This window comes from Citrobacter sp. ANG330 (genome assembly GCF_047467925.1).
GTDB lineage: Bacteria > Pseudomonadota > Gammaproteobacteria > Enterobacterales > Enterobacteriaceae > Citrobacter_A > Citrobacter_A amalonaticus_G.
Window position 1 is genome coordinate 320,666 of sequence record NZ_JASJUI010000001.1, and the last position, 13,666, is coordinate 334,331.

15 protein-coding genes are annotated in these 13,666 nt (G+C 54.6%); 7 read left to right on the plus strand and 8 right to left on the minus strand.

Annotated features, from left to right (window positions below; translation table 11 throughout):
- The first annotated feature begins 105 nt into the window (after positions 1–105).
- Together QNN88_RS01545 and QNN88_RS01550 are read left to right on the plus strand one after the other, a co-directional pair.
- Positions 106–459, plus strand: coding sequence for a DsrE/DsrF/TusD sulfur relay family protein (locus tag QNN88_RS01545; RefSeq protein WP_414238668.1), 354 nt, complete (start codon positions 106–108; stop codon positions 457–459).
- 263 nt (positions 460–722) lie between these two features.
- Positions 723–968, plus strand: a complete 246-nt coding sequence (locus QNN88_RS01550) for a DUF1883 domain-containing protein (protein WP_042318612.1) — start codon at positions 723–725, stop codon at positions 966–968.
- A 48-nt stretch (positions 969–1,016) separates the two neighbouring features.
- On the opposite strand, the gene QNN88_RS01555 is transcribed toward QNN88_RS01550, so the two are convergent.
- A complete protein-coding gene (locus tag QNN88_RS01555; RefSeq protein ID WP_414238669.1) occupies positions 1,017–1,712 on the minus strand; it encodes a gamma-glutamylcyclotransferase in 696 nt (231 codons plus the stop codon).
- A gap of 196 nt (positions 1,713–1,908) precedes the next feature.
- On the minus strand, positions 1,909–2,139 hold the full coding sequence (gene chaB, locus QNN88_RS01560) for a putative cation transport regulator ChaB (protein WP_414238670.1): 231 nt from the start codon (positions 2,137–2,139) through the stop codon (positions 1,909–1,911).
- Positions 2,140–2,411: 272 nt separating this feature from the next.
- Between chaB and chaA the strand changes: the two genes are divergently transcribed.
- Positions 2,412–3,512: a sodium-potassium/proton antiporter ChaA gene (chaA, locus tag QNN88_RS01565; protein WP_414238671.1), complete on the plus strand. Its 1,101-nt coding sequence runs from the start codon at positions 2,412–2,414 to the stop codon at positions 3,510–3,512.
- 80 nt (positions 3,513–3,592) lie between these two features.
- On the opposite strand, the gene kdsA is transcribed toward chaA, so the two are convergent.
- From kdsA to hemA, 6 genes are read right to left on the minus strand one after another with little or no spacing between them, the layout of a single operon-like run.
- Positions 3,593–4,447, minus strand: a complete 855-nt coding sequence (gene kdsA / locus QNN88_RS01570) for a 3-deoxy-8-phosphooctulonate synthase (RefSeq protein WP_414238672.1) — start codon at positions 4,445–4,447, stop codon at positions 3,593–3,595.
- Between the two features lie 36 nt (positions 4,448–4,483).
- Positions 4,484–5,293 (minus strand): invasion regulator SirB1, encoded by an 810-nt coding sequence (sirB1, locus tag QNN88_RS01575; RefSeq protein WP_414238673.1) that lies wholly within the window; start codon positions 5,291–5,293, stop codon positions 4,484–4,486.
- Between the two features lie 3 nt (positions 5,294–5,296).
- Positions 5,297–5,689, minus strand: a complete 393-nt coding sequence (gene sirB2, locus QNN88_RS01580; RefSeq protein ID WP_414238674.1) for an invasion regulator SirB2 — start codon at positions 5,687–5,689, stop codon at positions 5,297–5,299.
- Complete coding sequence (gene prmC / locus QNN88_RS01585; RefSeq protein ID WP_414238675.1) at positions 5,686–6,519, minus strand: peptide chain release factor N(5)-glutamine methyltransferase; 834 nt, start codon at positions 6,517–6,519, stop codon at positions 5,686–5,688. The genes sirB2 and prmC overlap by 4 nt, the downstream gene beginning before the upstream one ends.
- Positions 6,519–7,601 carry a peptide chain release factor 1 gene (gene prfA / locus QNN88_RS01590; protein ID WP_102601675.1) on the minus strand — a complete coding sequence of 361 codons (1,083 nt, stop codon included), beginning with the start codon at positions 7,599–7,601 and terminating at the stop codon, positions 6,519–6,521. Before prfA ends, prmC begins: the two co-directional genes overlap by 1 nt.
- Positions 7,602–7,638: 37 nt before the next feature.
- On the minus strand, positions 7,639–8,895 hold the full coding sequence (gene hemA / locus QNN88_RS01595) for a glutamyl-tRNA reductase (protein ID WP_414238676.1): 1,257 nt from the start codon (positions 8,893–8,895) through the stop codon (positions 7,639–7,641).
- Between the two features lie 201 nt (positions 8,896–9,096).
- On the opposite strand from hemA, the gene lolB reads away from it, so the two are divergent.
- The 4 genes from lolB (at position 9,097) to dauA (ending at position 13,603) form a co-directional block, all read left to right on the plus strand.
- On the plus strand, positions 9,097–9,720 hold the full coding sequence (gene lolB, locus QNN88_RS01600) for a lipoprotein insertase outer membrane protein LolB (protein ID WP_414238677.1): 624 nt from the start codon (positions 9,097–9,099) through the stop codon (positions 9,718–9,720).
- Positions 9,717–10,568 carry a 4-(cytidine 5'-diphospho)-2-C-methyl-D-erythritol kinase gene (gene ispE, locus QNN88_RS01605; RefSeq protein WP_414238678.1) on the plus strand — a complete coding sequence of 284 codons (852 nt, stop codon included), beginning with the start codon at positions 9,717–9,719 and terminating at the stop codon, positions 10,566–10,568. Before lolB ends, ispE begins: the two co-directional genes overlap by 4 nt.
- Positions 10,569–10,832: 264 nt before the next feature.
- The gene (prs, locus tag QNN88_RS01610) at positions 10,833–11,780 is read left to right on the plus strand and encodes a ribose-phosphate diphosphokinase (RefSeq protein ID WP_001518537.1); all 948 of its coding nucleotides are present in this window, start codon (positions 10,833–10,835) and stop codon (positions 11,778–11,780) included.
- A gap of 137 nt (positions 11,781–11,917) precedes the next feature.
- Positions 11,918–13,603 carry a C4-dicarboxylic acid transporter DauA gene (dauA, locus tag QNN88_RS01615; RefSeq protein ID WP_414238679.1) on the plus strand — a complete coding sequence of 562 codons (1,686 nt, stop codon included), beginning with the start codon at positions 11,918–11,920 and terminating at the stop codon, positions 13,601–13,603.
- Positions 13,604–13,666: the final 63 nt, after the last annotated feature.

Consider the following 13,666-nt stretch of genomic DNA (forward strand, 5'->3'; position numbering starts at 1 on the left):
CCTGCCAGGCATGCCTTTTTCGCCACTCTTCCATTGGTAACACCCCGCTTGCGCGGTAACATAACGTGCTGACAAATCAAACCTCCCCCGCTAACAGGAGTTAACATGCAAAAGATTGTGATCATTGCCAACGGTGCGGCATACGGTAGCGAATCGTTATTCAACAGCCTGCGACTGGCGATCGCGTTACGTGAACAGGCGGGCGATCTTGACCTTCGTCTGTTCCTGATGTCGGATGCCGTCACGGCGGGATTACGCGGTCAGAAGCCCGCAGAAGGCTACAATATCCAGCAGATGCTGGAGATCCTGACCGCTCAGAATGTGCCGGTCAAGCTGTGCAAAACCTGCACCGACGGACGCGGGATCACGACGCTGCCGCTGATTGACGGCGTGGAAGTCGGCACGCTGGTGGAGCTGGCGCAATGGACGCTGGCCGCCGATAAAGTGCTCACCTTCTAATCCCCCTTTTCAGGCGAGCTTGCTGAAACAGCCGGTTATTTCCGAATTTAATCTTATTGGGGCGTATCTTTACCCAAAGTAAGTGCGCCCGATCACGCTTTTCGCCGGGATTTTGTCACTATTGTTTAATCGTTATGCCATTTTTTGATCAAAATCAGCATCCGAAGCCTAACTCTTTGGTGTTATGCCTCATGGGTAAAATGTGAACAACATCACGCAGCACTTCCGAAAGGAAGTACGTTGTTTTCAATACGGGGTGAGAAATGGCATTAGTAAAGGCAAGTCTGAAGTTATTTGGTGGGGACACCGTGGTCGTACGCTGTTCGGAGCGTTGCCACATCCATCTGATGAGCGAGAAAAATCACGTTAAAGACACGCAGACCGACATATTAAGCGTGCAGAACCGTGATAACGCATGGTTGACCGTACCGTATACCGGCGTCTGGAACGTCCTGATCGACAGCCACAGCCAGTCGCTTGAACATTCCATCAGTTATATCGCAGCCTGATACGTGAATTGCCCGGTAGCGCTTGCGCCTGCCGGGCCAACAGAAACCTCACGCGAAGCCCGGGCGCATAACCCCTTCTGGCAACGGTCCCTCTAACAAACCGCGTACATTGGTCACCAGGTCATTAAGACACTCATCCTGCATTCCCAGTTTCTGCAACTCCTGCTCGAGTGAAAACAGATACTGCGCGTTGGTGCCAAGTGGCCCACTGGCAGCAGCAATCAACGGGGCGATGATTTGCGCGCGCGTGTCCGACTCATACAACGGATGGCGCGGGTCCATAATAAACACCAACGCACTCACCGTTCGACCATCGTCCAGCGCCAGCTGACACCATGTTGGCAGATAGCAGCCAGTGATCATTTCGCGCTTCCACAGCAGTGTTAACTCCTGCTCAAGCGTCGCATCCGGGAGACGATAGGCGACGCCGGTGGTGCGCCCGCCCTCTTTTAGTGCAAGCATACGACCCGGCTGACACGCGGTTCCACGCCCTGCGGTAAGGCGCAGGCAAAATGCCCGATGCCATCCCACCAGCGTACCGGTACATGACTCTTCAAACTCTAACGCCGGGTTCCACATCAACGATCCATAACCGAAGATCCACACCGGTCCCTCATCCGGTCGGCAGGCCAGCGTCGCCGCAAGGGACGCTGCACGTTGCTCTGCTGACCATAAAAGTGATTCTTCAATAGCGCCAAATGCCGTCTTACAATCGGCATTCATCAAGAAATCACGCGTTAACACCTTACACCTCCGCCACTGCATACATCCCTGCGACAACTTTTTGACGCCTTCCGGGCATTTTAACTGCTCATTTTGAAACCAATAGCATGACAATATGCAATTCCCAGGCCGCTTGCAAGGCAGCAACGGGGGCGGGTAGCACGATTCGCCTACACAATAATCACTTTCGGAAATTTATCGCTTACGCGTTAGGGGATTAGGATTTTTTGTGCCATTTATCATCGTCCCCTTTTTCGTAATCATTTTTTACCGCAGCCCACGCCACTTTATGTGCCGTCTCTTCACGGCTGGCGTCATCGCGGCGGTCTTCTTTGTCTTTATATTGATCCCAGGCGCTATTAAACGCCTCTTTATAGATATCCTGCGCGTGGGCGGGTAATACATGTTGCACGCTGTCAGGCAGATCTTTTTTCGATTTGTACGGCATCTTTGGCTCCTCTTCTCGCTAAACCTTAAGTGTGGTCAACAATGATTCCTCCTGCCACTGAAAAATGGTTTATTAGCGATAACCAGAATATAAGCCTCTGTTATTTAACTATTCACTCAACAAGACTCACCTTTTTTGTTGTTTTAAAGGGAAAACACTGCAATGCCGTAAAATTTCGTAAAATATCACCTGTAAACCCACGTTTTCTGTTATTTTTCGCACTCTTTATTATATTTATAACTAAAACTGACCTGCAGAGAGGGAGAGCATTTATGACACATGCACATGAGGCGGTGAAAACCCGCCATAAGGAGACATCGCTTATTTTCCCGGTTGTGGCGCTGGTAGTGCTGTTCCTTTGGGGAGGCAGCCATTCACTACCAGCGGTGACTGGAATCAATATCCTTGCCCTGATTGGTATTTTAAGCAGTGCTTTTAGCGTGGTTCGTCACGCTGACGTATTAGCCCACCGCCTCGGCGAACCCTACGGATCACTCATTCTGAGTCTGTCTGTGGTTATTCTCGAAGTCAGCCTGATTTCTGCGTTAATGGCCACCGGTGATGCAGCGCCCACGCTGATGCGTGATACGCTCTATTCCATCATTATGATTGTGACCGGCGGTCTGGTGGGTTTTTCGTTATTAATGGGTGGGCGTAAATTCGCCACTCAGTATATGAATCTGTTCGGTATTAAACAGTATTTAATCGCCCTGTTTCCGCTGGCAATTATTGTGCTGGTCTTTCCTATGGCCTTGCCCGGTGCGAATTTTACCACCGGTCAGGCACTGTTAGTGGCCTTAATCTCTGCCGCGATGTACGGTGTGTTCCTGCTGATTCAGACTAAAACGCACCAGAGTCTGTTTGTTTATGAGCATGAAGATGACGGCGACGATGATGACCCACATCACGGTAAGCCCTCTGCGCACAGCAATGTGTGGCATGCAGCCTGGCTGGTGATCCACCTGATTGCGGTGATTGCCGTCACCAAGATGAACGCGAATCCGCTGGAGACGCTACTGACTGAACTGAACGCCCCGGTCGCCTTTACCGGCTTCCTGGTCGCACTGTTAATCCTCTCACCGGAAGGGCTTGGGGCACTGAAAGCGGTGCTCAGTAATCAGGTGCAACGCGCCATGAACTTATTCTTTGGTTCGGTACTGGCGACGATCTCGCTGACCGTGCCGGTAGTGACGCTGATTGCATGGACAACGGGGAATGACCTGGTGTTCGGCTTAGGTGCACCGGAAATGGTGGTAATGGTGGCGTCGCTGGTGCTGTGCCAGATCTCGTTCTCAACCGGGCGCACCAATGTGCTGAACGGTGCGGCGCATCTGGCGCTGTTTGTCGCTTATCTGATGACGATATTTGCCTGATATAAAAAAGCCCGATGGCGCTAACACGCTTATCGGGCCTACATCTTGCCCGATGCAATATCGGGCACACAATCTTTCAATTAGTTCTCGGTATCGAGCTCGTCGAAGCTTTTCACCAAATCGTCAATCGCCTTCATCTGCACCAGGAACTGTTCCAGCTTCGCCAGCGGCAGCGCGGACGGGCCGTCACATTTCGCGTTGTCCGGATCCGGGTGCGCTTCGATGAACAGACCGGCCAGACCGACCGCCATACCGGCACGCGCCAGTTCAGTCACCTGACCACGACGGCCGCCAGACGCTGCGCCAAACGGGTCGCGGCACTGCAGCGCGTGGGTCACGTCGAAGATCACCGGGCTGTTGCCGGAAACTTTCTTCATTACGCTAAAGCCCAGCATATCGACAACCAGGTTGTCATAACCGAAGTTTGCCCCACGGTCGCACAGGATCACCTTGTCGTTGCCGCCTTCATGGAATTTATCCACGATGTTACCCATCTGACCCGGGCTCACGAACTGCGGTTTCTTCACGTTGATAACCGCGCCGGTTTTCGCCATCGCTTCCACCAGATCGGTCTGACGCGCGAGGAACGCCGGTAACTGAATCACATCCACAACGTCAGCCACAGGCTGCGCCTGGCTGGCTTCATGAACGTCGGTGATCACTTTCACGCCAAAAGTCTGTTTCAGTTCCTGGAAGATTTTCATCCCTTCTTCCAGGCCCGGTCCACGGTAGGAGTGGATGGAGGAACGGTTGGCTTTATCAAAAGAGGCCTTGAACACGTAAGGGATACCCAGTTTCTGGGTAACGGTCACGTAGTGCTCACAAATGCGCATCGCCAGATCGCGCGATTCCAGCACGTTCATCCCGCCAAACAGCACGAACGGCAGATCGTTTGCTACCTTGATGTCGCCAATGCTAACCACTTTTTGTTTCATAGGATCGCCTTAATGATGAGTAAGAATGTCGATAAATTAATGCAGGACAATTTGTTTATGCGAGATGTTATTAATCTGCGCACGAATCATTTCGCTGATCGGGTCTTCCGGACACTGCTCAACGAAATAGCTTAAATCGGTCAACGCGACATGTTCACATTCCAGTTGCGCATAAATTAATCCGCGGTCGCGTATTTCATACGGATCTTCCGGGTTAAATTGCAGTAACGCTTCGCTCGCACGCAGCGCCAGCTCCATCTGTTGTTCTTCCATTAAGGAAGATTTCAGCGTGTCCAGCAGCTTGCGAATCACTTCCGCGTTATCCGCTTCGTCGAGGTCTTCATTAAATAGCTCAGCGACCGGGCTGATATTCCCCTTCAACCACACTTCCAGCGTATGCTCATTCAACGTTTCACCATTGAAGGGATTGATGAGCCATATTTCGCCTTCCAGCGACTCAATACGCAAAATAAGCTGCGTCGGGAAAATCACCGGTACCAGCGGCAATGACAGACGGTTGGCAATCCACAATAAAATTGCCCCCAGCGACACAGCGCTGCCCTGGCGGTTCTTCAGTACCTGGTCAAGCCATAATGCATCGGATAAACGGTAAACGCCGCGGGTGTCAGTAAAGCCCCACTCGCCGTAGAAAAGTGCCAGCAATTTTTCCAGTTGCTCATCCTGAGACAAAAGCTGGCTAATTTCTTCTTGCGCCAGGCTGACCAGACGTTCCAGCTCGTCATAGACAGTTTGTGAAGGAAAATCCAGGCGGATCAACTCCGATGCCAGAATCATCCCGTCGCACAATGGCGCTTTATTAAATTCGAAATCAGCTAACGACCTCATGACTTACCCCAGTAACGGTATTTTTGTGGTGGCGAGTTTAATGATGATGTACAGCACCACCAGCGCCAGCGGGAACGCGATTAATCGTGTCTGCCGACTGCGCGCCCGACGGTTATCGAGCGCAATAAAACCCAAAACGATGTAAATGATAACTCCAAACAGCTTCTCAGTCAGCCATGTCCCCTGTTCCGTGAATGGCAGGATGTGCGTTTTAGCGATCAACCCCACACCACTGAGCAACAAAACGGTGTCAACAATCGGCGGCACGACACGCGTCCAGCGCGCCTGAGCCCGCGCAGAGTGACATTCACGCCACCCATAGCGCAGCACAAACAGACTAACAGAAACAGCAATAGTAATGAGGTGAACGCCGAGCAGGAACGTAACGCTGTTCATGCAGGCTTTCGTCCGAGCGTAATGCGCTCGTTGCCGCCATAATCGCGGCAGGTTTCTACCGCCTGGTAGCCCGCGCGATTGAAGGCGTCACGCACGGCTGCACCCTGCTGCCAGCCATGCTCGAGAAGCAGAAAACCGCCCTCTTCCAGCTGCGTGAAAGCGTGCCTGATGATGTGCACAATGTCGGCCATTCCGCAGTCACCCGCGACCAGCGCGCTCAGAGGTTCGAAGCGAACATCGCCCTGCGCCAGATGCGGATCCTGCTCGTCAATATACGGCGGATTGCTGACAATCATCGCAAAGCGCTGCCCCGGCAAGGCGCTAAACCAGTCGCTTTGCCGGATGCGAACGTTATTGATGGCCAGATGCGCGGCATTACGCTGCGCCAGCTCAACGGCATCTGGCATCCGGTCAACCGCCGTGATGTCGCAGTCAGGGCGCTCAGACGCCAGCGCCAGCGCAATCGCGCCGGTGCCAGTACCAAGATCGAGAATACGGCACGGGTTTGTTGGCAGTCGTGCCAGCGCCTGTTCTACCAGACACTCCGTATCCGGGCGCGGGATCAACGTTGCCGGTGAGACAAACAGCGGCAACGACCAGAACTCCCGCACGCCGGTTAAGTGCGCTACCGGCTCACCCCGCTGGCGACGAGCCAGTAACGTTGTCAGCTGTGCCAGTTGGGCATCAGTTAACAGCGTTTCACCAAATGCCAGCAGATACGTACGCCCTTTTCCGGTCACGAATTCGAGTAAAATCTCGGCATCGCGACGCGGGCTTTCGCTCCCCGCCAGCTGGCTTATCGCCTCACGTAACCAGTGCTGAAAATCCATTATTCCTGCTCGGACAGCGCCGCCAGTTGATCGGCCTGATATTCCTGCACGATCGGCTCAATCAGCATGTCCAGTTTGCCTTCCATTGCTTCATCCAGCCGGTAGAGCGTCAGGTTGATGCGGTGATCGGTCACACGCCCCTGCGGGAAGTTGTAGGTCCGGTTGCGGTCGCTGCGATCGCCGCTGCCTAACAGGTTGCGACGTGTTGAGGCTTCGGCCTGCTGACGTTTTGCCATTTCTGCCGCACGAATACGCGCGCCCAACACCGAGAGCGCTTTGGCTTTGTTCTTGTGCTGCGAACGTTCATCCTGACACTCCACCACAATGCCGGTCGGCAGGTGGGTAATACGAATCGCGGAGTCGGTGGTGTTAACGTGCTGACCACCCGCCCCGGAGGAACGGAAGGTATCAATGCGGAGATCGGCCGGGTTGATATCCGGCAGTTCGGCTTCCGGTAGCTCCGGCATCACCGCCACGGTGCAGGCAGAGGTGTGAATACGCCCCTGGGATTCCGTTGCTGGTACGCGCTGCACGCGATGCCCGCCGGACTCAAACTTCAGTCGACCATAGACGCCATCGCCGCTGATCTTGGCGATAATCTCTTTATAACCGCCGTGCTCACCTTCGCTGGCGCTCATGATTTCCACGCGCCAGCGGCGTGTTTCAGCATAGCGGCTGTACATACGAAACAAATCTCCGGCAAACAAGGCGGCTTCATCGCCGCCGGTCCCGGCGCGAACTTCCAGAAACGCATTGCGCTCATCGTCAGGATCTTTCGGTAATAACAGCACCTGTAACTGTTGTTCCAGTTGTTCACTTTTGTCTTTCGCTTCGCGCAGTTCTTCCTGCGCCATTTCACGCATTTCAGGATCGTCGAGCATCATTTGTGCCGTTTCGATATCGTCCTGAATCTGTTGCCAGTCCGTAAAACAGCGAGAAACATCGCTTAGTTGTGCATACTCGCGCGACAATGCGCGAAAACGTTCCTGGTCCGCGATGGTTCCCGCATCACCCAGCAGCGCCTGAACTTCTTCATGACGTTCATGCAGGGCTTCCAGTTTGGCAACGATAGAAGGCTTCATAGGCGTAAATGCACCTTGTAAAAAGAGGGGTGTATTGCTACTCCAGCCCGAGGCTGTCGCGCAAGATATTCAGGCGTTCGTCGTCCCCGTCACGGGCGGCCTGCTGAAGAGATTTGGTTGGCGCATGGATCAGGCGGTTGGTCAGTTTCCATGCCAGATCCTGCATAATGGCCTGCGCGTCGCCGCCCTGTTCCAGAGCAGCAAGCGCTTTTGCAGTCAGTTCATCCCGTACATGCTCAGACTGACTCCGGTATTCACGAATGGTTTCACTGGCGCCCTGAGCGCGCAGCCAGGCCATAAACTCGCTGGTTTCCTGCGCGACAATCGTTTCGGCTTCTACCGCCGCGGCTTTGCGCTGCGCCAGGTTGTGCGAAATGATGCTTTGCAGGTCGTCAACGCTATAAAGATAGGCGTTAGCCAGTTTGCCGACTTCCGGTTCGACATCGCGCGGAACGGCGATATCCACCAGCAGCATCGGCTGATTGCGACGGCTTTTCAGAGCACGTTCCACCATCCCTTTACCAATAATGGGCAGCGGGCTGGCGGTTGAACTGATAATAATGTCGGCTTCCCGCAGACGTTCGTCGATGTCGCTGAGTGCGATGACTTCGGCCCCGACTTCATCAGCAAGCACCTGCGCCCGCTCACGGGTGCGGTTGGCGATAATCATCTTCTGCACGTTGTGTTCGCGCAGATGGCGCGCCACCAGTTCGATGGTTTCGCCCGCGCCGACCAACAGCACGGTGACCGTGGAAAGTGATTCAAAGATTTGGCGCGCCAGCGTACAGGCGGCAAACGCAACGGACACGGCGCTGGCGCCGATATCGGTTTCGGTACGGACCCGTTTAGCGACGGAGAACGATTTCTGGAACATACGTTCCAGCGCGCTGGCGTTCAGGTGGCCTTTTTGCGAATCCGCAAAAGCTTTTTTCACCTGACCGAGGATCTGTGGTTCGCCGAGTACCAGCGAATCCAGACCGCTGGCGACACGCATCAGATGGCTGACCGCATCGTTATCCTGGTGCCAGTAGAGACTGCTGCGCAGCTCCTCTTCATTAAGATTGTGGTAATCACATAGCCAACGAATCAGCGCTTCCTGCAGGTTGTCCTGCTCTTCCACGCTGAGATACAGCTCCGTGCGGTTGCACGTCGACAAGACCACGCCACCCTGCACCATAGGCTGCGCAAGCAGGCTTTCCAGCGCCTGATCGAGCGTATCCGGCGAAAACGTTACGCGTTCTCGCAGCGATACAGGTGCCGTCTTATGGTTAATGCCGAGCGCTAAAAGGGTCATGTCTGCGGGAGTAGTACCAGCGTTGATATGGTTAGTCTGCTCGCATCATACAGGATGCGCGTAATCAATAAAAGAGAGTGCCCCCTTTTGGAGTAATCGCTTATCGCTTAAATTAAGATAACGTGAACGTAGACGATATACCCGTGCGGCGCTAGCATTAAGGGTTATTATTGCAACGTCTCACAAGGATTCGTCATCATTATGACCCTGCCCGATTTTCGCCTGATCCGCCTGCTTCCGCTGGCAAGCCTGGTTCTGACCGCCTGTACGATCAACGCGCCGAAAGGCCCGGGTAAGAGCCCGGATTCTCCTCAATGGCGGCAGCATCAGCAGGAGGTCCGTCAATTGAATCAATATCAGACGCGCGGCGCGTTTGCTTATATTTCCGACGAACAGAAAGTCTATGCTCGCTTTTTCTGGCAACAGACCGGTCAGGATCGCTATCGCCTGCTGCTGACCAATCCGCTGGGTAGCACCGAGCTTGAACTGAACGCGCAGCCAGGTAACGTGCAGTTGGTGGACAATAAAGGCCAGCGCTATACCGCTGACGATGCCGAAGAGATGATCGGCAAGCTGACCGGCATGCCGATTCCGCTGAACAGCCTGCGTCAGTGGATCCTTGGCCTGCCGGGCGACGCGACCGACTATAAACTCGACGACCAGTACCGTCTGAGCGAAGTGAACTACCGCCAGGACGGAAAAAAATGGAAGGTGGTCTACAGCGCGTACGACAGCAAAACCTCCCCGGCAATGCCGGCCAATATGGAACTCTCCGACGGCGATCAGCGTATCAAGCTGAAAATGGATAACTGGATTGTAAAATGATGACCCAGTGGCCCTCTCCGGCAAAACTGAATCTGTTTTTATACATCACCGGACGACGTGCAGACGGTTATCACACGCTGCAAACGCTGTTTCAGTTTCTCGATTATGGCGACACGATTTGTCTCGAGCCGCGCAGCGATAGTGAAATTCGTCTCTTAACGCCGGTTGACGGCGTGGCGCATGAAGACAACCTGATCGTCCGCGCCGCGCGACTGCTGCTGAAAACAGCCGCAGAAAGTGGACGTTTGCCTGCCGGCAGCGGCGTGGATATCCGTATCGAAAAACGCCTGCCGATGGGCGGTGGCCTGGGTGGCGGATCGTCGAATGCGGCAACCGTGCTGGTCGCGCTGAACCACCTCTGGCAATGTGGGCTGTCACTGGATGAACTGGCCACCTTAGGCTTAACGCTTGGCGCAGACGTGCCGGTGTTTGTCCGCGGGCACGCCGCCTTTGCCGAAGGTATCGGGGAGATTCTGACGCCGGTAGAGCCCGTCGAAAAATGGTATCTGGTGGCGCATCCGGGCGTCAGTATTCCTACACCGATGATTTTTAACGATCCCGACCTCCCCCGTAATACGCCAAAAAGGTCAATAGAAACGTTATTAAACTGTGAATTCAGCAATGATTGCGAGGTTATCGCAAGAAAACGTTTTCGCGAGGTTGATGCGGCGCTTTCCTGGCTGTTAGAATACGCGCCGTCGCGCCTGACTGGTACAGGGGCCTGTGTCTTTGCTGAATTCGATACAGAGTTTCGTGCCCGGCAGGTGCTTGAGCAAGCCCCGGAATGGCTCAATGCCTTTGTGGCGAAGGGTGTCAACCTCTCCCCACTGCATCGAGCGTTACGCTGAATCATTGAGATTTCAGGAAGATGGCAAAATGACGCATTGCCGGTCACATCGCTTTGTGTGACGGGTTTGAGCCATTGTAGTCAGCGGTTCTGAAAGCTGAATGAGGATGGGTAAGCCGGGCAAGCTGAGTTTCGGTGACAACGTCACCCTGTTCCAGACGTTGCATCGCGCTCTTTAATACACCGCATGGAGAGAGTCCTGCCTGGCCCGCACAGTTTTTGGCAAACTCTTTCCACCAATGGACGCATGCCTGAGGTTCTTCTCGTGCCTGATATGAAGCTTTTTGCTGGTAACGCCACCCCGGAACTAGCACAACGTATTGCCAACCGCCTGTACACTTCTCTCGGCGACGCCGCTGTAGGTCGCTTTAGCGACGGCGAAGTCAGCGTACAAATTAACGAAAATGTACGCGGTGGTGATATTTTCATCATCCAGTCCACTTGTGCTCCAACGAACGACAACCTGATGGAATTGGTCGTTATGGTTGATGCCCTGCGCCGTGCTTCCGCAGGCCGTATCACTGCCGTTATCCCTTACTTTGGCTATGCGCGCCAGGACCGTCGTGTCCGTTCCGCTCGTGTGCCGATTACGGCAAAAGTTGTCGCTGACTTCCTGTCCAGCGTCGGCGTTGACCGCGTTCTGACCGTTGACCTGCATGCTGAACAGATCCAGGGCTTCTTTGACGTACCGGTTGATAACGTATTTGGTAGCCCGATTCTGTTAGAAGATATGCTGCAGCTGAATCTGGATAACCCGATTGTGGTTTCTCCGGACATCGGTGGCGTCGTGCGTGCCCGCGCTATCGCTAAGCTGCTCAATGACACCGATATGGCGATCATCGACAAACGCCGTCCGCGTGCAAACGTCTCTCAGGTGATGCACATCATCGGTGACGTTGCCGGCCGTGACTGCGTGCTGGTTGACGATATGATCGACACCGGTGGTACGCTGTGTAAAGCAGCTGAAGCGCTGAAAGAACGTGGTGCGAAACGCGTATTCGCTTACGCCACTCACCCGATCTTCTCAGGCAATGCGGCAAACAACCTGCGTAACTCTGTGATTGATGAAGTCGTGGTCTGCGATACCATCCCGCTGACTGACGAAATCAAAGCACTGCCGAACGTGCGTACGTTGACCCTGTCGGGTATGCTGGCCGAAGCGATTCGTCGTATCAGCAACGAAGAATCGATTTCTGCTATGTTCGAGCATTAATCGAACCCGGCTCAAAGACCCGCTGCGGCGGGTTTTTTTGTCTGTAACCTTTATTTGTATGACTTATGCCTCCTTCACCTGCCAACCCGCCATTTCATTGAGTTGACAGATGATGCGCTCATGGATGAAACATTATTGTGAACAGAATTTTTTCCTCACATGTGATGCCTTTCCGCGCCCTCATCGACGCTTGCTGGAAAGAAAAATATACCGCCTCACGGTTTACCCGTGATGTGATTGCCGGGATCACCGTCGGGATTATTGCTATCCCGCTGGCAATGGCGCTGGCAATTGGCAGTGGTGTCGCGCCGCAGTACGGACTTTATACCTCCGCTGTGGCCGGGATCGTTATTGCCTTAACCGGGGGCTCGCGCTTCAGCGTCTCCGGCCCGACCGCCGCCTTTGTGGTCATACTCTACCCCGTTTCGCAACAGTTTGGGTTGGCAGGCCTGCTGGTGGCGACGCTGATGTCCGGGGTCTTCCTGATCCTCTTTGGCCTGGCTCGTTTTGGCCGCCTGATTGAATACATTCCGGTTTCGGTTACCTTAGGTTTTACCTCAGGGATTGGTATCACCATTGGTACCATGCAGATCAAAGATTTCCTCGGTTTGCAGATGGCTCACGTCCCGGAGCATTATCTGCAGAAAGTCGGCGCGTTGTTTATGGCGCTGCCAACCGTTAATCCGGGTGATGCCGCCATCGGCGTGGTCACGCTGGGCACGCTGATGATGTGGCCGCGTCTGGGCATTCGTCTGCCAGGTCACCTGCCTGCTCTGCTTGCTGGCTGCGCCGTCATGGGCATCGTTAACCTGCTGGGCGGCCACGTTGCCACCATTGGTTCTCAGTTCCACTATATTCTGGCCGACGGCTCACAGGGCAACGGGATCCCGCAACTGCTGCCGCAACTGGTGCTGCCGTGGAACCTGCCGGATTCCGATTTCACGCTAAGCTGGGATTCCCTGCGCGCCCTGCTTCCGGCCGCGTTCTCAATGGCCATGCTGGGGGCGATTGAGTCGCTGCTCTGCGCCGTGGTGCTCGACGGCATGACCGGCACCAAGCACAAAGCCAACAGCGAGCTGATTGGTCAGGGCCTGGGTAATATTGTTGCTCCCTTCTTTGGTGGGATTACCGCAACGGCGGCGATTGCCCGTTCGGCGGCGAACGTCCGCGCCGGGGCAACGTCGCCCATCTCTGCGGTGATCCACGCGCTGCTGGTCATCCTTGCGCTATTGGCGCTGGCGCCGCTGCTCTCCTGGCTGCCGCTGTCAGCGATGGCGGCCTTACTGCTGATGGTGGCGTGGAACATGAGCGAAGCCCACAAAGTGGTCGATTTGCTGCGTCATGCGCCCAAAGACGACATCATTGTGATGATGATGTGTATGTCATTAACGGTGCTCTTTGACATGGTCATTGCCATTAGCGTTGGGATCGTGCTGGCCTCGTTACTGTTTATGCGTCGTATCGCGCGCATGACGCGCCTGGCGGCGGTTAACGTGGAAGTGCCGGATGATGTACTGGTGCTACGCGTGATCGGCCCATTGTTCTTTGCGGCCGCTGAAGGATTGTTTACCGATCTGGAATCACGCATTGAGGGCAAACGCGTTGTGGTGCTGAAATGGGATGCCGTACCGGTGCTGGATGCCGGCGGTCTGGATGCCTTCCAGCGCTTTGTGAAACGTCTGCCGGAAGGCTGCGAGCTACGCGTCAGCAACCTGGAGTTTCAGCCACTGCGCACGATGGCGCGTGCGGGTATTAAGCCGATTCCGGGGCGCCTGGCCTTCTTCCCGAACCGCGATGCGGCACTGGAAGATTTACTGAAATAAAAAACACCTGCGTCCAGCCACCAGGACTGGACGCAGGTGTATCGGAAACCACGACTATCTAAT